The organism is Flavobacterium lindanitolerans, from assembly GCF_002846575.1.
GTDB classification, from domain to species: Bacteria; Bacteroidota; Bacteroidia; order Flavobacteriales; family Flavobacteriaceae; genus Flavobacterium; species Flavobacterium lindanitolerans.
Window position 1 is genome coordinate 1,916,359 of record NZ_PJND01000007.1, and the last position, 21,107, is coordinate 1,937,465.

General features: G+C 37.2%; 25 protein-coding genes. 11 read left to right on the forward strand and 14 right to left on the reverse strand.

Features of this window, described 5'->3' with window-relative positions:
• The first annotated feature begins 63 nt into the window (after positions 1–63).
• The 3 genes from B0G92_RS08490 to B0G92_RS08500 are packed head-to-tail and all read left to right on the forward strand — an operon-like array spanning position 64 to position 1,873.
• Positions 64–828, forward strand: a complete 765-nt coding sequence (locus tag B0G92_RS08490) for an MBL fold metallo-hydrolase (protein ID WP_101471787.1) — start codon at positions 64–66, stop codon at positions 826–828.
• Between the two features lie 12 nt (positions 829–840).
• On the forward strand, positions 841–1,338 hold the full coding sequence (locus B0G92_RS08495; RefSeq protein WP_056070660.1) for a hypothetical protein: 498 nt from the start codon (positions 841–843) through the stop codon (positions 1,336–1,338).
• Between the two features lie 49 nt (positions 1,339–1,387).
• The gene (locus B0G92_RS08500; RefSeq protein WP_101471788.1) at positions 1,388–1,873 is read left to right on the forward strand and encodes a hypothetical protein; all 486 of its coding nucleotides are present in this window, start codon (positions 1,388–1,390) and stop codon (positions 1,871–1,873) included.
• Positions 1,874–1,909: 36 nt separating this feature from the next.
• Here the strand turns inward: B0G92_RS08500 and B0G92_RS08505 are convergent, their stop codons facing one another.
• The 4 genes from B0G92_RS08505 to B0G92_RS08520 are packed head-to-tail and all read right to left on the reverse strand — an operon-like array spanning position 1,910 to position 6,089.
• Positions 1,910–2,560, reverse strand: coding sequence for an alpha/beta hydrolase (locus tag B0G92_RS08505; RefSeq protein ID WP_101471789.1), 651 nt, complete (start codon positions 2,558–2,560; stop codon positions 1,910–1,912).
• A gap of 5 nt (positions 2,561–2,565) precedes the next feature.
• Positions 2,566–2,892 carry a hypothetical protein gene (locus B0G92_RS08510; RefSeq protein ID WP_101471790.1) on the reverse strand — a complete coding sequence of 109 codons (327 nt, stop codon included), beginning with the start codon at positions 2,890–2,892 and terminating at the stop codon, positions 2,566–2,568.
• A gap of 3 nt (positions 2,893–2,895) precedes the next feature.
• Positions 2,896–4,152, reverse strand: a complete 1,257-nt coding sequence (locus B0G92_RS08515) for a dihydroorotase (RefSeq protein WP_101471791.1) — start codon at positions 4,150–4,152, stop codon at positions 2,896–2,898.
• Positions 4,149–6,089: a vWA domain-containing protein gene (locus tag B0G92_RS08520; RefSeq protein WP_101471792.1), complete on the reverse strand. Its 1,941-nt coding sequence runs from the start codon at positions 6,087–6,089 to the stop codon at positions 4,149–4,151. The genes B0G92_RS08515 and B0G92_RS08520 overlap by 4 nt, the downstream gene beginning before the upstream one ends.
• A 355-nt stretch (positions 6,090–6,444) precedes the next feature.
• On the opposite strand from B0G92_RS08520, the gene B0G92_RS08525 reads away from it, so the two are divergent.
• Positions 6,445–7,554: a lactonase family protein gene (locus B0G92_RS08525; RefSeq protein WP_101471793.1), complete on the forward strand. Its 1,110-nt coding sequence runs from the start codon at positions 6,445–6,447 to the stop codon at positions 7,552–7,554.
• A gap of 3 nt (positions 7,555–7,557) precedes the next feature.
• On the opposite strand, the gene B0G92_RS08530 is transcribed toward B0G92_RS08525, so the two are convergent.
• The 3 genes from B0G92_RS08530 to B0G92_RS08540 all read right to left on the reverse strand — a co-directional run bounded on the left by B0G92_RS08530 (position 7,558) and on the right by B0G92_RS08540 (position 10,428).
• Positions 7,558–8,907 (reverse strand): DEAD/DEAH box helicase, encoded by a 1,350-nt coding sequence (locus B0G92_RS08530; RefSeq protein WP_101471794.1) that lies wholly within the window; start codon positions 8,905–8,907, stop codon positions 7,558–7,560.
• 81 nt (positions 8,908–8,988) lie between these two features.
• Positions 8,989–9,753, reverse strand: a complete 765-nt coding sequence (locus B0G92_RS08535; RefSeq protein ID WP_101471795.1) for a TIGR02757 family protein — start codon at positions 9,751–9,753, stop codon at positions 8,989–8,991.
• A gap of 15 nt (positions 9,754–9,768) precedes the next feature.
• Complete coding sequence (locus B0G92_RS08540) at positions 9,769–10,428, reverse strand: ABC transporter ATP-binding protein (RefSeq protein ID WP_056070687.1); 660 nt, start codon at positions 10,426–10,428, stop codon at positions 9,769–9,771.
• Positions 10,429–10,566: 138 nt separating this feature from the next.
• Between B0G92_RS08540 and msrA the strand changes: the two genes are divergently transcribed.
• Positions 10,567–11,217 carry a peptide-methionine (S)-S-oxide reductase MsrA gene (gene msrA, locus B0G92_RS08545; RefSeq protein WP_056070690.1) on the forward strand — a complete coding sequence of 217 codons (651 nt, stop codon included), beginning with the start codon at positions 10,567–10,569 and terminating at the stop codon, positions 11,215–11,217.
• Between the two features lie 43 nt (positions 11,218–11,260).
• Complete coding sequence (locus B0G92_RS08550; RefSeq protein ID WP_101471796.1) at positions 11,261–11,560, forward strand: hypothetical protein; 300 nt, start codon at positions 11,261–11,263, stop codon at positions 11,558–11,560.
• 68 nt (positions 11,561–11,628) lie between these two features.
• On the opposite strand, the gene B0G92_RS08555 is transcribed toward B0G92_RS08550, so the two are convergent.
• From B0G92_RS08555 to B0G92_RS08580, 6 genes are all read right to left on the reverse strand, one after another.
• A complete protein-coding gene (locus B0G92_RS08555; protein WP_101471797.1) occupies positions 11,629–11,955 on the reverse strand; it encodes a DUF6787 family protein in 327 nt (108 codons plus the stop codon).
• A 30-nt stretch (positions 11,956–11,985) separates the two neighbouring features.
• A complete protein-coding gene (locus B0G92_RS08560; RefSeq protein WP_056070699.1) occupies positions 11,986–12,411 on the reverse strand; it encodes a DUF6146 family protein in 426 nt (141 codons plus the stop codon).
• A 119-nt stretch (positions 12,412–12,530) separates the two neighbouring features.
• Entirely contained in the window at positions 12,531–13,088 is a 558-nt protein-coding gene (locus B0G92_RS08565; RefSeq protein WP_101471798.1) for a hypothetical protein, read from the reverse strand.
• Positions 13,089–13,154: 66 nt separating this feature from the next.
• Positions 13,155–14,114: a D-2-hydroxyacid dehydrogenase gene (locus B0G92_RS08570; protein WP_056070703.1), complete on the reverse strand. Its 960-nt coding sequence runs from the start codon at positions 14,112–14,114 to the stop codon at positions 13,155–13,157.
• A 31-nt stretch (positions 14,115–14,145) separates the two neighbouring features.
• Positions 14,146–15,219, reverse strand: a complete 1,074-nt coding sequence (serC, locus tag B0G92_RS08575) for a 3-phosphoserine/phosphohydroxythreonine transaminase (RefSeq protein ID WP_101471799.1) — start codon at positions 15,217–15,219, stop codon at positions 14,146–14,148.
• Between the two features lie 145 nt (positions 15,220–15,364).
• A complete protein-coding gene (locus B0G92_RS08580; RefSeq protein ID WP_101472057.1) occupies positions 15,365–16,423 on the reverse strand; it encodes an acyl-CoA reductase in 1,059 nt (352 codons plus the stop codon).
• Positions 16,424–16,536: 113 nt separating this feature from the next.
• Between B0G92_RS08580 and B0G92_RS08585 the strand changes: the two genes are divergently transcribed.
• Entirely contained in the window at positions 16,537–16,887 is a 351-nt protein-coding gene (locus B0G92_RS08585; RefSeq protein WP_056070711.1) for a 4Fe-4S dicluster domain-containing protein, read from the forward strand.
• Positions 16,888–16,960: 73 nt separating this feature from the next.
• On the opposite strand, the gene B0G92_RS08590 is transcribed toward B0G92_RS08585, so the two are convergent.
• A complete protein-coding gene (locus B0G92_RS08590; RefSeq protein ID WP_101471800.1) occupies positions 16,961–17,500 on the reverse strand; it encodes a hypothetical protein in 540 nt (179 codons plus the stop codon).
• Between the two features lie 210 nt (positions 17,501–17,710).
• On the opposite strand from B0G92_RS08590, the gene ychF reads away from it, so the two are divergent.
• From ychF to B0G92_RS08610, 4 genes are all read left to right on the forward strand, one after another.
• Positions 17,711–18,805, forward strand: a complete 1,095-nt coding sequence (gene ychF, locus B0G92_RS08595) for a redox-regulated ATPase YchF (protein ID WP_056070715.1) — start codon at positions 17,711–17,713, stop codon at positions 18,803–18,805.
• Positions 18,806–18,943: 138 nt separating this feature from the next.
• Entirely contained in the window at positions 18,944–19,885 is a 942-nt protein-coding gene (locus tag B0G92_RS08600) for a YihY/virulence factor BrkB family protein (RefSeq protein WP_101471801.1), read from the forward strand.
• Positions 19,882–20,409, forward strand: coding sequence for an NADPH-dependent FMN reductase (locus tag B0G92_RS08605; protein WP_056070719.1), 528 nt, complete (start codon positions 19,882–19,884; stop codon positions 20,407–20,409). The genes B0G92_RS08600 and B0G92_RS08605 overlap by 4 nt, the downstream gene beginning before the upstream one ends.
• 5 nt (positions 20,410–20,414) lie before the next feature.
• Positions 20,415–21,089, forward strand: a complete 675-nt coding sequence (locus tag B0G92_RS08610) for a TIGR02117 family protein (protein ID WP_101471802.1) — start codon at positions 20,415–20,417, stop codon at positions 21,087–21,089.
• The last annotated feature ends 18 nt before the right edge of the window (positions 21,090–21,107 follow it).

Genomic DNA, 21,107 nt, shown 5'->3' on the forward strand with positions numbered 1-21,107 from the left:
GTTAACAAAATAGGGCTTTTATTAAAGGGAATTAATCCTATTTTTGTAAAAAATTAACGTCAATTGAAAGTCTATTTTTTAGGTACGGGTACTTCACAGGGCATTCCGGTAATAGGAAGCGAGCATCCCGTATGTAAAAGTACCAACGCAAAAGATAAGCGTCTTCGTGTGTCTGTTTGGATTTCCTGGGAAAATCATTCTTTTGTTATTGATTGCGGACCGGATTTCAGACAGCAAATGCTGGTATCGCAATGCCCTAAAATTGATGGTATCCTCTTTACACACGAACATTCAGACCATACTGCAGGTTTGGATGATATCCGTCCGTTCAATTTCAGGCAGGGCAATATTCCAATCTATCTGCACAAAAGGGTTTTAGAATCGCTTAAACGGAGGTTTGATTATGTTTTTGAAACGGTCGACAAATATCCGGGTGCTCCGTCTGTTGAACCAATAGAGGTAGTTAACGGGCAGAGTTTCGATATTGGGAATAAAAAGGCGATTCCAATTAATGTGATGCACGGTAATCTTCAGGTTTTTGGTTACAGGATAGACGATTTTGCCTATCTGACGGATGTTAAGACTATTGAACCGTCTGAAGTTGAAAAGCTAAAAGGATTAAAAGTACTTGTAGTTAATGCTTTACGGGAAGAACCGCACCATTCTCATTTCAATCTGGAAGAAGCTCTGGAATTTATTAATACGGTTCGCCCTGAAAAGGCTTACCTGACTCATATCAGTCACAGGATGGGTTTTCACGATGAAGTAGAGAAGATACTTCCTGAAAATGTATATCTGGCGTATGACAATTTGCAAATAACTATCTAAAATCAAAAAACAATGAAAAAACCACTGTTATATCTTTTCATTTTGTCTGTACTGTTGAACATCTTTACTTATATGTATTTTACAAAAAAAGTAAAATTTGAAGAAGACAGAATAGCTAACTTCCAGAAGGAATCCAAGGCAAAAAAAGATTCCATAGCGGCCTTAAACAATCAGGTTATGGAGGCAAATTATTTTTCTTTGGAATATAATGATAACGCTATGGATTATTTTGAACAATTTGATATCAATCAGTTATCAGCTGAAATTCGTGATGAAATCAATTCCTTGAATGAAAAACCTGAAGGGAATCCACTTACAAAATATGACAAGATTAATGGTGACAAGGCAATTATCAATAAGATAAAAATTTTGAACAACCGTTGGATTATAGCCGATTTTAGTATTGGAAAAGCCTGGGGCGAAGTCATGATAAAATATTACAAACAGGAAGGTAAGCCTACGGAATATGAAACGATGGATACTTTTATCTATCCTGCCACATTAAAATAGAAGTTTTTTTATAATTTTATAGGCTATCAAGACTAACCCCAAAACAATTATGAAAAAAGTATTTATGTTGGCCTTTATTACTGTTTCAGCTTTTTCCTGTAAAGACCTGGGTAGGAATTCTGATCTGTCAATCCAGAAAGACAGTCTGGGAACAGTAGTAGGAAACGATAAAGACGATAAAGGATGTGTCGCTTCAGCAGGTTATACCTGGTCTGAATTGAAAAGAACCTGTGTTCGTCCGTTTGAGGTTGGTATCCGTTTGAACCCCGCTGCAGAAATAAAACAGGGAGAAGCAATTTATAGCGCTTTTGCTATTTTGGAAGAGAATGGAGGAAATAAAGCAGAGCTTTTTATGCCTAATGAAAAAACATCCATGATACTGGAAAGAGAGGCGGAAGGAAAGCCTTATGTGAAAGACGATTGGAAATTGCAAACTACAAATGGCTATCAATTGATGAAAGGCGACTCGCTGATGTATGCAGGAGCGCTGATTAATGAGGAAGTGATAACCGGAAGCGATAAGGCAGAAGATTAAAACATACTAAAAAGGATTCCAAATCGGAATCCTTTTTTATTTGTGATTTTCTAACCAGTTTCTAAAATCGTAAAAATTTTGTGGCGATACGCCGTGTCCAATCGGATATTCTTTATAGGTTGCTTCTATTCCTAATTTTTTAAGTAAATCAGGCGCTTTTCGTGCCCATTCTACCGGAATTACCTGGTCAACAGTTCCGTGGGAAATAAACAGGTTCAGATGCCTGAAATCATTTTTTTCATAGCCCGGAACTAATAAATCAGTATTGATATGACCGCTTAAAGCAATAACATTTTTAACTTTTTCAGGATAGCTTAAAGCAACGGCATAGCTCAGGATTGTTCCCTGGCTGAATCCAATCAATGTTACATTCTGGAAGTCAATAGGAAGTTCAGAAATCAGTTCGTTGATGAGCTTTGCAATAAGGTCTCTTGATTCCTTAGCCTGGTCAATATCCGAAAATTTATTTTCATCCGCATCAAAATTGATGGCATACCAGGCGTGTCCATATGGCTGCAGATTATAAGGTGCGCGGGCCGAAACCACATAATATTCATCAGGAAGTTCAGAAGCAAAAGAAAAGAGGTCTTCTTCGTTACTTCCATAACCATGAAGCAATAACAGCAGCGGATTCTTTTCTTTTTTTATTTTAGGTTCCCGAATAAGATATTCTATATTTGATTTCATTAGTTTTAAGTAAGGTTTTTAAATGCTTTTTGGAAGAAACCTCCCAAGAGAGGAATTTTGTTCATCTGTCCCTGAAGTGCGCTCACAAAACTATAGGCCCATAAAATAAAAATAAAGATATACAGGGCTGATGAAATCATCCAGCTGTCAAACAATCCAACAGGATAGCCTAAAGCAAAGAACAGAAGGAATATTCCTAAAGTCTGTCGGATATAAAAGCCTGCAAAAGCATTTTTTTTATCGCCATTTAATACCGCAGCGATTATTGTTCCTATGATGGTAAGGTGGGTTATAATAGCAATGTTTTTTCCTTCGTTAACTGTATTTTCCATAATCTATTCGTTTAAAACCAATTGTTGGTTATTGTATATTCCATAGGCTTTTCCTTTCATGGATTCTCCCAGAAAAGCTGAATTTTTTGATTTTGACAAGATGCTTTCTTTACCAAATGTCCATTTCTCTTCAGGATTAAACAGGGTCAGATTTGCTTTATTTCCTTCTTTGATAACACTTTCGTCAATACTGAAAATTTCTTTTCCCTGAGTCAGTTTTTCAATTACTGTTTCCAGAGGAAGAACAGTCAGTAATGCTCCAAAAGCGCTTTCCAATCCAATAGTTCCGTTTTTGGCCATATCAAACTCCATTTTTTTGTGTTCGATATCCATCGGATTATGGTCGGAGGTAATCATATCGATGATTCCGTCTTTTACAGCTTTTACCAAGGCCTTTCTGTCTGTTTCACTTCTTAACGGAGGAGTTACTTTATATCGGGTATCAAAACCATCCAATTTTTCATCGGTCAATACCAGATTATGAATGGCCACACTACAGGTCACATCCAAACCTTTCGCTTTCGCTTCTTTGATAAGCTGTACCGATTTTGCGGTTGAAATAGTTGGGATGTGTAATTTTCCTCCGGTATATTCTAAGATAAACAAATTCCTTGAAACCTGCAATTCTTCTGCCAGAGAAGGAATACCTTTCAGGCCAAGGCGGGTGCTGGCTATACCTTCATTGGCAACACCTGCTCCCTTAATATCCGAATCCTGAGAATAGGCGATAACCAATCCATTAAAATCCTGTACATATTGCAGCGCAATTTTTAGCAGGTTGGCATTTGACAAGCTTTTGTTATAATCACCAAAAGCCACGGCGCCAGAATTTTTCATATCAAACAGCTCGGCAAGGTCTTTACCTTCGCTTCCTTTAGTCAGTGCCCCAATAGGGAACAGTTCTGTGGCAAAACCTTCTGCTTTTCTTTTTGAAAAACTGATTCCCGATTGGCTGTCTGGAATCGGAAAAGCATTGGGTTGCAAGGCGATGGCCGTAAAACCACTTTTTCCGGCTGTATTCAGTCCGTTAGAAAGAGTTTCCCTGTCTTCAAAACCCGGTTCGCCTAAGCTAACACTGGAATCAAACCAGCCTTGTGATATATGAAGACCTTGAAAAGTAACTTCTTTAAGTTTATCAGGATTCTGGAGCTTTTTTCCAATTTTAGTAATGACGCCACCCTCAATTTTCAAATCGGCAATCTCATTGTGATAAGGGCTTTTAGGGTCAATAACCTTAGCTTGTCTGATAATTAGGTTCATTTTACGAATTTTTGTATCAATATTTCAGTGACTAAAAAGAGTAGCGTTAAAAACACAAACCATTTCCATATTTCATTGTCTGTCCTGTTGGTTTGTAAAGTATCAAAAACTTCATCAATGCTTCCAATAACATTATAATCTGATAATACGGATTCATTGGAAGTAGCGATATTGCTTTCTGTTCGGGCATAATTAAAGCTGATTTCCTTTAAAAGATTATCTTGCTTGTAGATGCCATAATTTCCGGCTTCCTGTGGAAAATCGTTGAACGTAAGTTTGACTTTATTATTCAATATCTGCTGCATTGGAATGAATTTCTCATTCGTTTCTTCCGAAAGACTTTTGATCTCAACAATTTCATCTTTGGAGAGGGAAGCGTCAATAAGGAAAGGGCTATTTTCACCAATAGTCAAGGCGCTGATTCCAGTTTTCTGACTGCTTAATGCCATATTGTAAAAAGTAGGCACAATCAAAGGTGAATTCTGGAAATTGGAGTTGTTTTTATTTAGCGGAGCCGAAAATACATAAACCGAACTGACCGGATTTTGTATTGCCGTAAGAAAAGCATTCTGGTCTTCAAAACTCAATATTGATGGATAAGCACTTGAAATGCTGTAAGCACTGCTAACATTCGGATATTGGAAATTGTCAATCTTTTTCTCAAAAACGGTACTGTAGAGCGGATGATTAAAGGCAATTTTGGTAACCAGTTTCTCTCCGTTTTCTAAAGATTTGAATTGTATTTTTCCGAAATTTCCCATCAGGCTATTCAGGTTGGAAATACTGCTTTCAGAAGACGGAATAACAATCAGATTGCCACCTTTTTCTACAAAAGTTTTTAAGGTGGTCTGCAAAGCTTGAGGAACTTCAGGAACCTCGTTTAAGATAATAGCATCTTGTTTTTCCAGTATATTGTAATCCAGTGTTTTTAAGTCGAAGTTGCTGAAAATAAATTCATTATCAGAATAGATTTTTTTCAGGAAGCTGCTTTTTTCAGGCTGTCCAATGCTAACAATGTTCATCTTTTGCGGCTTTGAAATACTGAAAAATAATTGGTTATCATATTGCAGAGCATTGTCATCTATGGCGGCATAACCATTGAAATCTCCTTTTGGAATAGTAAAATTGATTGACTTTTCTTTGCCTTCAAAATTGACTATGGTTTTGGCAACCAGTTTTTTGTTATTATAAAGAGAAATAGGAATATCCTTTTCATTGTCACCGTAGAAAGAAAGCGTGATGCCTATTTCGTAAAAATTGTCCAAAGCCTGTTGGATGAAAACGCTGTCAATAGCTACATTGTTCTTTTGTTCTGCTTTTGGAATGATAAAATAGGCATTTGAAGTGCTATCAATGTTTTTAAGCTGTTTTGGCTGTAAACCCACTGCGTCTGTAATAATTACTATGTCTTTGTTATAAGGCGATTTTCTGGATTTTATTTTGGCCATCAAATTATCCAAAACAAAGGGAGAAGCACTGTATTTTAGGTTTTGCAATTCTCTTTGGATGGATTTTATGTCGGTATTCCAAAAAGTTTCAGAGTTTGTAATTAGTGAAAAAGTCTGGTTTTCAGGAACGTTTTCCAATAATTCCTGAACTGCCCGTTTCATCAATTCGCCTTGTTTTCCTTTGGCCTGCATTGAAAAGGAATTGTCGAGAACGATAAACATTTCGTTCGTGATTCCTTTACTGTCTTTAGCCTGGAAAAAAGGCTGGGCAAATGCAATAATCAAACAAGCCAGAAGAAATAACCGGGTAAGTAATAAAAGCCATTTTTTTAACCTCGAACTTTTTCGGGTTTGTATGGCAAGCTCTTTTAGAAAATGTACGTTGGTAAAATATTCTTTCTTGAAACGACGCAGTTGAAATAAATGAACCAGAATTGGAATGACCAATAAGAAAAGGAAGTAAAGAATTTCAGGGTGTTTGAACTGCATTTATTGAAAGTTTGTCAAAAATACAAATTAGTTGGCAGTTGTCGTAGCTAGTTTGGAGATTTTTTTGGAATATTAAATTGGCAGGTTAAAAAGCCACAGATTGAAGGATTAAAAAGATTTGATGCCTAAAATCCGCGTAAATCTGCATAATCCATGTAATCCGCGACTAAAAACGAATCTTTTGATATTTATAAAAAGCCACAGATTAAAGGATTAAAATGATTCAATGTCTAAAACTGTGTAAATTGGTTTAATCTGAGGCAAAAATCTATCGCCTCAACATAAGTGAAATTAACATTTCGTGATGATGCTTTTGCTTTCCGAAGCCTTATTTTTGTTCTAAACAATTTTCAAAATGAAAAAAATCAATTTCTTTCTTCTTGTTTTTTTATTTGTTATGAATGCAAAAGCCCAGGATAAAATTTATAATCTGATTGTAGGAACCTACACGAATTCCTGTGAAAGTAAAGGAATATATGTTTATGATTTTAGTCCGGACACCGGTGATTTTTCTTTAAAAAAGACACAGAAAACAGACAATCCGAGTTATCTCACGGTTTCGGAAGATGTCAAATATGTCTACAGCGTTAATGAAAATGGAGCAGACAGTAAAATAAGTTCTTTCCGTTTTGATTCAAAAAGCGGCCAATTGCAACTGTTAAACTCTCAGGATTCGAAAGGTGCCGACCCGTGTTATATTATTAATGATGACAAAAATGTAATTGTAGCAAATTATTCAGGAGGAAGTATCGTTGTTTTTGAAAAGAAGGCAGATGGAAGTCTGCAAGAAGCCAAACAGGTTATACAACATACCGGAAAAGGAATCAATAAAAGCCGACAGGAAAGTGCCCATGTTCATATGGTATATTTTTCACCGGATAAAAAATATATTTTGGCAAATGATTTAGGAATGGATATGATTTACGTTTACAAATACAATAAGAATGCTCCGGAAAAAATATTGGAATTAAAAGATAAAATAGCTGTAAAACCAGGAAGCGGTCCTCGTCATCTTACGTTTAGTAAAGATGGGAAGTTTGTCTACTTGCTTCAGGAACTGGATGGAACACTTACTGTTTTTAAATACAAAAATGGTTCTTTAAAACAGCTTCAGGAAACTACTGTTGTAGCTAAAGATTTTAAAGGAGAAAATAGTGCGGCAGACATTCATATTTCGCCCGACGGACATTTTTTATATGCCACAAACAGGGGAGATGCCAACACCATCAACGTCTTTGCTATTAATAAAAAAGGAACGTTGGATTTAGTCAATCAGGTAAGCACTAAGGGAAAAGGTCCGAGGAATTTTGCCATTGACCCAAGCGGTAAATTTTTACTGGTCGCACACCAATATACAAACGATGTTGTGATATTCAGGATAGATAAAACTACAGGAAAGCTTTCCGATACCGGAAAAAGAATTGAGCTTTGTTCTCCCGTTTGTTTGGTTTTTACCAAATTCTAAATTCTATTTGCCTTTATCTTTTCTCTTTTTGTCTCGGTTTCTTTCCACAGCACGGTTTCTTGGCTTTGTCTTTCTTGGTTTAGTTTTGCCGGGACCGCCCAGATTGACTTTTTTGTTCTTGTCTGATTTTTCATGAAAAGCACTGCCTCCTTCTTTTTTGACTTTTTTCAAAAGCTTAATCGGTTGTTTTACTTTTTCTGATTCGATAAGAACAGTTGAAATTTCAACTCCTTCCGGAATTGGAAGCATATCTACTTCCATGTCCATCAGCATTTCACACTCAATAAAAGCATCTTCTTCCTTTGGTCCTACAAAACTGATAGCGGTTCCTTCTTTATCGGCACGACCGGTTCTTCCAATTCTATGGATGTATTGTTCCGGGATTTCTGCAACATCAAAATTCAATACATGGGTAATATCAGAAATGTCCAAACCTCTGGCCATAACGTCTGTGGTGATGATTCCCCTCAAATCTCCTTTTTGGAAATCCTGCATAGTAGTAAGACGATAATTCTGAGACTTGTTGGAATGAATCACACCAAACTGCTCACCAAAATCTTCTTCAATACGGTCGTAAATCATATCAACAAAACGCTTGTTATTCACGAAAATTAAGATTCGTGACATGGACTCGTCAGTTGACAAAAGATGTTTCAACAGGTTAATTTTTGTGTTGAAATTCGGAACGGCATATTTGACCTGCTTGATTTTTTCCAATGGTGTTCCGGATGGGGCCAGCGAAACTTCTTCCGGAAAATCAAAATAATCTTCCAATACAGCATCAACTTCATCAGTCATTGTAGCAGAGAAAAGGATATTTTGGCGTTTTGGACGCATCATTGCCAAAATGGAAGTTAGCTGTACGCGGAAACCAAGATTCAGCATTTCATCAAATTCATCAATCACCAGTTTTTGGGTTTCATCAAAACGCAATACATTGTCTAAAGCCAAATCCATGACACGACCCGGTGTACCAACCAAAACATCTATTCCCTGATAAACAGAAGTTTTTTGAGTGTTGATATTGACACCTCCGTAAATGCCCAAAGTCCTGACGGACATGTATTTGGTTAGCTTTTCAACTTCTTCTACAACCTGTACTACCAATTCTCTGGTAGGAACCAGAATTACAATTTTTGGTGTATGTGTAGGAGTGAACTTATACAGTTTTAACAAAGGCAGAAGGTAGGCAAAAGTTTTTCCTGTTCCTGTCTGGGCAATACCCATCATGTCACGCCCTGATGCAATTACAGAAAATGACCTTTCCTGAATTGGTGTAGGTGAAGTGAATCCTAAATCATCAATTGCTTTTTGTAAAGATTTAGGAAGGTTGAATTGCTCAAAAGTTGACATATTGTATAAATTTTGGGCAAAGGTACGTTAAAATTTGGATTTCTCAGATTGGGATGCTTTTAAGCCTTAACAGAAGGTTATTTAAAACCCTTCGAACACACCCAAACCAAATAAAGCAAAATCATATTTCACAGGGTCGTTCGGGTCCAGTTTTCGCAATTGTAAATCTAATTCTGCCAATGCCTTGGCATCGTTTTGTTTTCGGTGTAAAAGACCTAGTTTTCGTGCTACATTTCCAGAGTGTACATCAAGCGGGCAGGACAGGGCAGAAGGTGAAATGGTTTTCCAGATTCCAAAATCAACGCCTTTTTTGTCCTGACGAACCATCCATCTCAAAAACATGTTGATTCTTTTGGCTGCGGAATTATTCAGCGGGTCAGAAATATGTTTTTGGGTTCGTTGCAGATGCTCTATTTCAAAGAAGATTTTTTTAAATTCATGAATGCTATGCTGCATAGAATCTCCTTTTTGGTTTTTCAAAAAGACAGCTTCCAGTCCACTATGATTGGTATAAATATTCTGTAAAGCTTTGATAAAACTGATAAAATCCTGTCCGTTGAAAGTCCTGTGTACAAAATTTTCCAGTCGTTCCAATTGGTAATCCTGATGGGTCATGATAAAATCATAAGGAGAGTTCCCCATCAATTCCATCATTTTTTTGGAATTATTGATAATCATTTTCCGATTGCCCCACGCGATAATCGAACTTAAGAATCCGGCAATCTCGATATCTTCCTTTATTGAAAAAGCATGCGGAATCTGAATAGGATCGGATTCAATAAAATCAGGATTATTGTATAATTCAACCTTTTCGTTAAGGAAGGCTTTTAATTCTGTATCTGTCATAAATTAGTTGGTAGGTTACGGAATCAATCCGTCAGACATTACCAGTTTTCGGTCTGCCATATTAGCCAGCTCTTCGTTGTGGGTAACAATTACAAACGTTTGTCCAAACTCATCTCTAAGCTTAAAGAACAATTGGTGTAGATTTTCTGCGGAAACAGTATCTAAATTTCCGGATGGCTCATCAGCGAAGATGACGGCAGGTTTGTTAATAAGCGAACGCGCAACGGCCACACGTTGTTGCTCACCACCGGAAAGTTCTCCCGGCTTATGGTCAATCCTGTGTGACAATCCAAGGTAATCTAAAAGTCTTTTGGCTTCCGCTTCGGTTTCCGATTTTGATTTTCCGGCAATAAAAGCAGGAATGCACACATTTTCCAAAGCCGTAAATTCAGGTAAAAGCTGGTGGAATTGGAATATAAATCCAAGTTTTAGGTTTCTGAAACGGGAGAGTGCCTTGTCATTAAGATGCAGGATGTTTTCTCCGTCGATTTGTAATTCGGTTCCGTTTTCTATATTCGGTTTGTCTAATGTTCCCAGAATTTGAAGTAACGTGGTTTTTCCGGCTCCGGAAGCTCCCACAATTGAGACGATTTCACCTTTTTCAATATGGAGGTCAACGCCTTTTAATACATGGAGCTTGTCGTAATATTTATGTAGGTTTTTTGCCTGAATCATTTTTTCCTATTTGTACAAAGAAACAAAGTTTTTGAAAATTTTCCCATCTTTAGCAGGTTATTCTTAGTGATAAAGTTTAGTTAATGCCATTCCTGAAACTTCAGATAATCGTTATTTTTGAGGAAAACTAAGGACACAATGAAAAAGATGATTGGACTGCTGACTTTGATTACGATTTCATGCCAGTCAAAAGAAAAGGAACAAGAACAATTAATTTCTGAAATTAAGGAACCCATAAAAATGGAAGTAGAAAAAGGATTAGAGATTGCAACCTTTGGAGGTGGATGTTTCTGGTGTACAGAAGCTATATTTTTAGAGTTGGACGGTGTTAAAAAAGTAGAATCGGGCTATACCGGAGGTAAGACCGAAAATCCAACTTATGAGGAAGTTTCTACCGGAACAACAGGACATGCGGAAGCAACACAAATTACTTTTGACCCGAATAAGATTAGCTTTGGCGAATTATTGGAAATATTTTTTGCAACCCATGACCCAACAACATTAAACCGTCAGGGAGCAGATATTGGTACCCAATACAGAAGTGAAATTTTTTACCACAATGAGGAACAAAAGAAACTGGCAGAGGACTATATAAAACTTCTGGATAGAGAAAATACATTTGGTAAACCGGTTGTGACTAAAGTTTCTCCTGCGGGTAAATTCTACGTAGCAGAAAACTACCATCAGAATTATTATGCAAGAAATAAGGAGAAGTCCTATTGTAGTTATGTCATTACCCCAAAAGTTGAAAAAGTAAGAAAGCAGTTTGCAGGAAAGCTGAAAAAATAATTGGCATTAGTTTTGCGTTATAATAGCGACTAAACAATTGAAAATGACAGAACAAGTTCAGATTAAAGTCGCTTCAGGCAAAAAACAGAAACAGTTACTATTGAGTATACTGTTTGATGTTATAGGAATGACAACTTATGCACTTCCTTTTATTGGAGAATTTGCAGATATTGCCTGGGCTCCTATTTCAGGATTTATCCTGGCAAGAATGTATAAGGGAACAGTAGGTACGGTTGGGGGTATCATCTCTTTTCTGGAAGAATTATTTCCCTTAACAGATATATTGCCAACATTTACCCTGACATGGATTTATACTTATTATTTCAGCAATGAAAAAAAGTAACGATTTTGTTAGATAATAAAAAAGCCGGAAGTTCAATTCCGGCTTTTCTTTTTTATAGCAGTTGCAACTTAGTTGCTTTCTTCGTTTTTTTCTTTAGGCAATAAAAATCCCAATCTCATGCTTCGAATCATTCGCTTGGCAAAAGGAAAGAAAAATCCCGATTGTCCAAAAATATATCCGAAAACCATTAGCATAAAAGGATAAAGTGGTAACACCAATACCAATAGAATGATATAGTATAGCGACCAATGCGTATTTTCTTTTGTTATTCCGAGAAGTCCCATCAAAAAATAGGAAATACGGGCTGAAAGGGAACCGTTTATGGCAAAAACAATAAAAATTATGACAAGCTGGTAGTTTGATGTAATGCCCCAGCGCTTTTTAAGCTTATTCATACTTAATAAATATAGCGCAAAACTACAACTTTAAATTCGAGGCACAAAACCTCCAAGTTTTATATTATGGGTAAGTTGAAAATAAGTGAGATAGTTATACAGCATATAATTAACTTCATAGCCATAGTTTATATTGTTTTGATAGTCAATACTCATATCAAAGCGTCGGTCGCCCTGGTTGAAACGGCTATTCCATTCCATGACCCACACGCGGTTTCGCGTTTCCATGTATTGTTGTGAATAATAATTTCGTGGCCTTGCATAGCTGTAAAACCAGCTGTTGAATCCCGGGTCGATAATGATAACTTCATATTCAAGTTCTTCATTGGCAATTTTTATCGTGTCATTTTGTACCGCCTTATCAGTCTGTTGAAACGTTTTGGTTTTTGTATCTTTTGTTGTGGTACATCCAAAAATCAAAAAGAATAACGCAATGATGTAAATGAGATTTTTCATGTTTGACAGGATTTGTATAAAGTTACTCATTCTTTTCGGAATGCTTTTTCGGCTTCTTATATTTTTAACAAAAAAAAGCCAGACGTCAGTCTGGCCTTAGTATACTATATTGTAATGATTTATCTTCCGAAAAGTTTTCCAAGAAAACCACCGATGCCTCCTTTTTTATTGACAGCAGCCATTGCATCACTCATGTCTATCTTGCCGTCATTGTTTTGGTCTAATCCAAACTGACCTCCATATTTCTGGATGGCATCCATGATAGATGAACCGCCCTGACCACCGCTAAGGGAGTTGACAATGTCTGAAATTTCAAAACTTTTGTCGTTAGGATTTTTTGCTTTTCCAATCAGAGACCCTAAAACTTTTGGAATTAGTCCGCCGGCAACACCCGAAGCAGCATCACTGCTAAGGCCGAATTTTTCTCCCAGATTTCCGGAAAGCTGCTCTGTTAGTTGTTTCACAACAGGATTTGATGCTGAACCGGCATTATCGCCTTGAAACAATTGACCAATCTGGTCTGCGCCACCATCAGAAATAATTTTCTGAAGCCCTGAAAAAATAGAGGTGCTGGCTTCGTCCATAACACCTTCGTTCAATTCATTTGGTACGGAATTATTGTTTACTACAGCGTCGTTTCCGTACTGTCTTACTAAATCGGATAATTGTTCTAGCATCTTCTGTAAGTTTAAAGTTTAAACAAATCTATACAAAAAAGCCTAATATTTAACAAGAATGATAAATTATATGTCTGATTTTAATAAACTGATGATTTGTTCTGCCAGTTCAATTCCAATTCGGTCCTGTGCTTCCAATGTTGCTGCACCAATATGCGGTGTTAGTGATATTTTAGGGTGCATGAGAACCTGTACGGCTGGTGTAGGTTCTTCTTCAAAAACATCCAGTCCGGCAAATAAAACCTTTCCGTTATCTAAGGCTTCAATAAGGTCAACTTCGTTAATTATACCGCCACGCGAAGCGTTTATAATTCCCACACCGTCTTTCATCTGCTCAAATTCTTCTTTCCCGATTACATATCCGTCTTGTGCAGGAACGTGCAATGAGATAAAGTCGGAATGCCTTAAAATATCTTCCATTGGTTCAGTCACGATGTCAACATTAATAAACTGACCATTATAAAAATCCACCTTAATTTCTGCATTGCCTACAAACTTATCGGAAGCGATGACACGCATGCCCAATCCGAGTCCGATTTTGGCAACCGCTTTTCCTATTTTTCCAAAACCGATTATTCCAAGTGTTTTTCCTTTTAATTCAATTCCATTGGCATACGCTTTCTTTAGTCCTTCAAAATTAGAATCACCTTCAAGCGGCATGTTGCGGTTGGCATCATGCAGGAATCGTACGCCCGAAAAAAGGTGGGCAAAAACCAGTTCGGCCACAGATTCTGATGAAGAAGCCGGAGTGTTGATAACATGTATTCCTTTTTCGCGGGCATAATCCACATCGATATTATCCATGCCTACACCGCCTCTGCCTATAACTTTCAGCGTAGGGCAGTTGTCAATAATGTCTTGTCTTACTTTAGTTGCACTTCGTACTAAAAGCACTGAAATAGCATTTTTATTGATATAATTGGCGACCTGTTCCTGTGCTACCTTGGTCGTTATGACTTCAAATCCGCCTTTTTCCAAAGCGATGATGCCGCTTTTTGAAATTCCGTCGTTGGCTAATACTTTCATGTTTCTTAATTGTGTTTTATGTTTTGGTGAATCAGGCATTTGTCTTTTCAAATTCCTTCATTACATCTACCAGTACCTGTACGCTCTCCAAAGGCAAAGCATTATACATGGAAGCCCTGTAACCGCCTACGGAACGATGTCCGGTCAGACCAGATATTCCGGCTTCTTTCCAATACTGGTCGAATGCCTGTGCCTGGGTTTCGTCCTTTAGCAAGAAAGTCGCATTCATGTTGGAACGGTCTTCTGTAACGGCTGTTCCGTTGAATAATGGGTTTCGGTCTATTTCTGCATATAATAACTGGGCTTTGGCCTCGTTGATTTTTTCAATGGCAGGAATTCCACCTTGTCGTTTTAGCCATTGCAATGTCAGTAGGGAAGTGTAGACTGCAAAAACTGCAGGTGTATTGTACATACTTTCTTTTTCAATGTGCTGCTGATAGTTTAATATATTCGGTATGTTTCGTCCTGTTTTACCCAAAATAGCTTCTTTGACCACTACGAGCGTAACTCCTGCTGGTCCCATGTTTTTTTGAGCTCCGGCATAAATGAGGTCAAATTTTGAGAAATCGAGTTGGCGTGAAAAAATATCCGAACTCATATCGCAGACTACCGGAATTTTTGTTTCCGGAAATTCTTTTATCTGTGTTCCGTAAATCGTATTGTTGGAGGTGCAGTGAAAATAATCAGCATCTGCAGGAATAGCATAATGTTTAGGAATATGATTGTATTTATCTTCTTTTGAGGAAGCAACCACAATGGTTTCTCCAAATGCTTTGGCTTCCTTTATGGCTCCTGCTGCCCAGGTTCCGGTATCTAAATAAGAAGCTTTCCCGCCGTCTCGCAATAAATTGTAAGGAACCCGTAAAAATTCCATACTGGCGCCGCCTTGTAAAAATAAAGCCTGATAACCTTTTCCCTGCAAGCCCAGAAGTTCCAAAACCAGGGCTCTGGCTTCTTCCATTACGGCTACAAAATCTTTACTCCTGTGTGAAATTTCCAGAATGGATAAGCCCGAATCATTGAAGTTCAAAATAGCCTGTGCTGATTTTTCAAATACTTCTTGCGGCAGGATGCAAGGACCTGCACTGTAGTTATGCTTTTTCATGCTGTGTTTTTAAGAAAGTGTTGTTGTGAGTTTGAAAAGCAAATTTCAGGAATTAAGATTAAAGATTTCTTAGCCTTTTCATGATAATTTCGTAAGGTTATTAACGAAAACGATATAGTAAAACTATTTTTATGAGCTATTTTGACTAAATCGATGAAAGAAATGCAATAGTGTCTACATTGTCAGCATAGTCCCAAAGTTCCGGTTTCTGTGTTTTGCCAAACGGAATGCTGTTTTCAATTATTCCTTTGGAAACAATACATTGGATTTGCTCATTATCTGTTATAAGACGTTTTTTAAGTTCCTCTGTATTTTGATAGAATTCATAAAATACACTTGAAATAGGAGAGGAATAGCTCGTGTCTTCCTTAATAGTAAGGAATCCGTTATCGAGCAGTTTGAAATTACTCATCAGGAAGACTGCCTTATTGTAGTCGTAATTGTTGGCATATTTTTCATAATGGATGACATCCTGATACTCAAAAATCCCTTCAAAAAAGGCTTCGAATTTATAATCTTTTGGGACAAAAAGTTTGGAAACGTTTCTGCAGCCCAATCCGAAATATCGGAAGATGTCCTCACCCAGTTGAATAAAGTCTTCTTTGGATTCCGTGCCGTCCAATACCGCAACAGAATTTCTGTTCTTTCTGATTATGGAAGGTTTGTCCTTAAAATAATATTCAAAATAACGGGCCGTATTATTACTTCCTGTTGCAATGACAGCATCAAAATTTTCTAATTTTCCTTCAGTGAATATGATGTATTCTGCCATTTTTGGTTCGACAGCCATAATGTATTTTGCTAAAAACGGCAACAGATGCTGGTCATTTGAAGAGGTTTTGACCAATACTTTATGACCGGAAATTAAAACACTCAAAAAATCATGAAAGCCCACCAATGGGATATTTCCAGCCAAAACCAATCCAACTGTTTTTCCGCCAACGTTTTCCAGATTGTATTTGGAAAGCCATTGGTTCAGGTTTTCTTTTGTCAAGGCTTCAGCCCAGGAGCGTATGGCAAAGTATACCTGTTCCGGGGTATACCAACCGTTATGGGATTGAGACAACTCAATCAAATCCAAAAAATCATTGAAAAACAAATCGTTATGTAAAACGTTTTCTTTTTTAATACTTTCATTTTCAGAAAATTGACTTAAGAATTTTCCTAACTCTGCGAAAATATTTTTTTTGTGCTCTAAAGTCATATTGATTTGCTTATGAATTGTTTTGGATGTAATTTTGCACAAAAATAAACCTTTTCTAGGCAGCAGGCAAGCCTTACGCATATTGCCTATAGCTTATAGCAAAAAATGAAAAAATGGCAATCATAATAACAGACGAATGCATCAATTGTGGTGCTTGCGAACCAGAATGCCCAAATACTGCCATCTATGAAGGTGCAGATGATTGGAGATATAAAGACGGAACGAAACTTAATGGAAAAATAGTGCTTCCAAATGGAGAGGAAGTGGATGCGGATGCGCCACATACGCCTCTTTCGGATGATATCTATTATATTGTTCCGGGTAAATGTACAGAATGTAAAGGATTCCACGAAGAGCCGCAATGCGCTGCCGTTTGTCCGGTTGACTGTTGCGTTCCGGACGACAACCATGTAGAAAGTGAAGAGACTTTGCTTAACAGGCAGGCCTTTTTACATGGGGAGTAATCTTACTTATTAAAAGAAAATAAAAAAACCTGAATTAAACAATTCAGGTTTTTTTATGTGTGTCAATAAAATTTTATTTCGGAGAACGTACATAGGTCTCTATAGAAACCTTATCGGATTTGTCGTCATAAGTTTCTACGACCAAATTTCCGTTGGTGTCAAAATAACCTATTGAAGTCTGGTTTTTACCTCTGTAGATATAACTGTTTGTAGTTGTAGCTCTCAAAAGTCCCAGTCTTTTATTGTCCTGTGTGGTAATCACGTAACCGGCCGGGTCTAATCGTAACTGATAGGTTTTACCATTTGATGTATAATAAGAGGAACGGTCAATATCTACTGTTCGGGTACTTCCGTCAGGATTGATTACCTGAGTTTTTGAAATTACTTCAACAGGTGTTTCCTTCAAGTCTTTGTTTAATGCTTTGGAATCCGCATTTTGGAACTCGATATTCTGAACTTCCTTAACTTCCTGGGTTTTCAGGTATGTTTTCTCGCCATCAGAATCCTTAACAGTAGTTACCGTGGTTTTGGAAACATCTGTGACATTTTTATTCTGGGCCTGTAGGCTTAATGCCGCCAACAATGTAATGCTGCTTAACAAAATAGTTTTCATAATGAGTTGATTTAGAGTGATATTAACAAATTTAAGGATTTTATGTTAAATTGATTTTTAAAAAATCATAAAGAATTGCTAAATGTTATTTTTTAATAGAAATAGTTTAATTTTTTAAGAAATAAAAATAGAAAGGCATTGAGGTTTAATTTCAAATCCAAAAGCGTATATTTGCACCCTTAAAATTATCAATATCATACTTATACCATAATGAAAGCAGGAATTGTAGGGTTGCCAAATGTTGGAAAATCAACATTATTCAATTGTTTATCAAATGCAAAAGCGCAAAGCGCAAATTTCCCGTTCTGTACTATCGAGCCGAACATTGGAGTCGTAAACGTACCGGACCCGAGGATTAATAAGTTGGAAGAATTGGTGAAACCGGAGCGCGTTCAGATGGCTACTGTAGATATTGTAGATATTGCAGGATTGGTAAAAGGAGCAAGTAAAGGTGAAGGTTTGGGGAATCAGTTCCTTGGAAATATCCGCGAGTGTAACGCTATCATTCACGTATTGCGTTGTTTTGATAATGATAATATAGTGCATGTGGATGGCAATGTTAATCCAATCCGTGACAAAGAAACGATCGATATCGAATTGCAGCTGAAAGACCTTGAAACTGTTGAAAAACGTTTGGAGAAAGTAAACCGTGCTGCCAAAACAGGAAACAAGGAAGCGCAGGTTGAACAGGCATTGCTTAACCGAATCCGTGAGGCTTTATTACAGGCAAAATCAGCCAGAACCATAACGCCACAAAATAATGATGAGGAAGCCCTTTTGGAATCGTTCCAATTGATTACCGCTAAACCGGTTTTGTATGTATGTAATGTGGATGAAGCTTCTGCAGTTAACGGAAATAAATATGTAGACCAGGTTAGAGAATTGGTAAAAGACGAAGATGCAGAGGTTATTGTGCTTTCTGTTGGGGCTGAGGCCGATATTACAGAATTGGAAAGTTATGAAGAACGTCAGGTGTTTCTTGAAGACATGGGCTTGACAGAACCGGGGTCGTCTGTACTGATTCGTGCGGCTTATAAGTTGTTGAAGCAACAGACTTATTTTACCGCCGGTGTAAAAGAAGTACGTGCCTGGACAATCAATATTGGAGCAACAGCGCCACAGGCAGCCGGAGTAATCCATACTGATTTTGAAAAAGGATTTATCCGTGCGGAAGTAATTGCTTATGATGATTTCGTAACCTACGGTTCTGAATCTAAAGTAAAAGAAGCCGGAAAACTGCGTGTGGAAGGTAAAGAATATATAGTAAAAGATGGAGATGTGATGCACTTCAGATTTAATGTATAATCTCAAAGTATAAAACAATTAAAAGCGGCTTCTTGGCCGCTTTTTTTATGAAGATATGTCATGTTAAAAATCCTATAAACTGACCGGTGAATTTCTTAAAATCAGCTATATTTGAGTAAACCGAAACCAAAAAGCACTATGAAATCGAAAGGATTATTCTCAAAAACCTGGTATTTACTCAAAAATACGATATCAGAGTTTAATGATGACAATGCAATCAAATTAAGCGCATCACTCTCTTATTATACCATTTTTGCAATACCTCCATTAATGATTATTATCATTACGCTTTGTGGTTTCTTCTTTGGAAAAGATGCGGTTACCGGAGAGCTGTACGGACAGATTAACAGGCTTGTAGGTAATGATGCGGCAATCCAGATACAAAATGCCATTAAAAATGTGGAGCTTTCAGATAGTAATGCATTTGCGGCCATTTTTGGAGGAGTAATGCTTTTGATAGGAGCTTCCGGGGTTTTTGCCGAAATCCAGAGTTCCATAAACTTTATATGGGGGCTCAAGGCAAAACCCAACAAAGGATTTAAAAAGTTTATCCAAAACCGATTGATGTCGTTTTCGATGATTGTTTCTGTCGGATTCTTGCTATTAGTCAGTTTGTTGGTCAATTCGGTTATGGACCTTTTAAGTGCAAAACTCCGGTCATATTTTCAGGAAGGAACCATTTACATCTTTTATGTGCTGAATCTACTGCTGGTATTTGCCATTATTACGTTGCTGTTTACTATTATTTTCAGGACGCTGCCGGATGGAAAAATCAGGTGGAAAGACGCTTTCATAGGTTCGTCTTTTACAGCCGTACTTTTTATGGTTGGTAAATTTGCAATCGGGCTCTATTTGGGGAATTCTACTGTTGCCAGTGTTTATGGGGCAGCCGGTTCAATAATAATAATTTTGGTATGGGTGTATTATTCCGCAATAATTCTTTATTTTGGTGCTGAATTCACTAAGGTGTATGCAAAAGCTTACGGAGGCAGTATTAGCCCTAATGAATATTCGGTAGAAATCCAGAAAGAGATTTTTGAAATAACAGACGCGGAAACCAATACAAAAACCAGGATATGAAAATAATTGCCTTTGGCGGGAGCAATAGCTCCAAATCGATTAATAAAATGTTGGCTACTTATGCTTCCGGGCTTTTTGAAGATGCGGAAGTAGAAATTTTAGACCTTAATGATTTTGAAATGCCGCTTTTTTCGGTTGATAGGGAAAAAGAGGTAGGACAGCACGAAACTGCAAAAAAGTTTTTGGCTAAGCTGGCTTCGGCAGATATTCTGGTCGTTTCTCTGGCTGAAAATAACGGCATCTATTCTACCGCTTTCAAAAATATTTATGATTGGAGTTCCCGAATTGACAATGAGGTATTCCAGCAAAAACCAATGCTGCTAATGGCAACTTCACCAGGCGGAAGAGGAGGTAAGGGCGTATTGGATTTTGCTAGCAGCAATCTGCCAAGACATGGGGCTAACATTAAAGCCCTGTTTTCACTTCCGAGCTTTTATACCAATTTTGATGTGGAAAATAAAAAGATTTCAAATGCCGAATTGGATAATGAGTTAAAAGAAATTGTAACCAATTTTGAGGCTTGAAAAACATGAAGAAAATTTTCAGGATTTTACTGAAGATAATTTTAGGAATACTCGGATTTTTTATTGTTTACATTCTGTTAGCTCTTGCTATTCCTTACATTGGTGTCAATACTGAAGACAAGGACAAGCAGGAAGACGTCGCCATTTATATTAAAACCAATGGTGTACATACCGATATTGTGGTTCCAATCAAAACGGAATATAAAGACTGGAGTGAAAAAATAAAATACGAACATATTGCTTCAAAAGATTCTACCATGCAGTTTATTGGTTTTGGCTGGGGTGATAAAGGGTTTTATTTAAACACACCGGAATGGTCTGACCTGAAATTTAGCACGGCATTTAATGCGGCTTTCTATTTGGGAACTTCCGCCATGCATGCTACTTTTTTCAAACAGCTGAAAGAAAACGAAAGCTGTGTGAAAATTAATATCAGCAAGGAGGAATATGCTAAACTGATTGCTTATATTGAAGATAGCTTTCAATATGATTCTCAGGGAAATCCAATCCTGATTCATGCCACAACTTATGGGCAGAATGACAGCTTCTATGAAGCCAATCGAAAATACAGCCTGTTTTACACCTGTAATACCTGGGCAAACAATGCTTTAAAGGCAGCCAACCAAAAAGCGGCAATATGGACACCATCCGATAAAGGTATTTTTTGCCATTATAGATAATTCATATTAAAAAATAAA